The sequence below is a fragment of the Maricaulis maris genome (assembly GCF_049116555.1).
In the GTDB taxonomy this organism is placed as follows: Bacteria; Pseudomonadota; Alphaproteobacteria; order Caulobacterales; family Maricaulaceae; genus Maricaulis; species Maricaulis maris_C.
The window spans coordinates 1-383 of the sequence record NZ_JAGDYT010000020.1 but is presented as its reverse complement, the minus strand read 5'-3'; the positions used below and the strand labels follow the sequence as shown (position 1 = coordinate 383).

Annotated in this window: 1 tRNA gene and 1 rRNA gene (1 of these 2 running past the window's edge); both read left to right on the top strand. The window is 56.1% G+C overall.

The features are described from left to right. Positions 1-59: ribosomal RNA gene (locus tag JXQ94_RS13955) — 16S ribosomal RNA — on the top strand; its annotated part reaches 216 nt to the left of the window's first position; the annotation flags it as partial. 208 nt (positions 60-267) lie between these two features. Next, positions 268-344 (top strand) — tRNA-Ile (locus JXQ94_RS13950). Positions 345-383 lie beyond the last annotated feature (39 nt).

Below are 383 nucleotides of genomic sequence, written 5' to 3'. Positions count from 1 at the left end.
CTGGGGTGAAGTCGTAACAAGGTAGCCGTAGGGGAACCTGCGGCTGGATCACCTCCTTTCTAAGGATTGCCATCAGTCGACGCTGGGCTATGCCCATCCGTTGCTCTTGGTATCTTGGAACTTAAGTCGGGACAGGTTTTGCCCTCGGGCGGATCCTGATCACTGACAAAACAGGCAGTCGCCGTCGTCTTCGTTTCTCTTTCCAGTCAGACCTCGCCACCGGGCGGGGTCGCCGCGTTTTCCCGACAAGCTGTGCGCATGTCTAATGGGCCTGTAGCTCAGGTGGTTAGAGCGGTCCGCTCATAACGGATTGGTCGCAGGTTCGAGTCCTGCCGGGCCCACCAATATTTCGCTTTACCCTATAAAAAAGCCCGAAGGCTTTT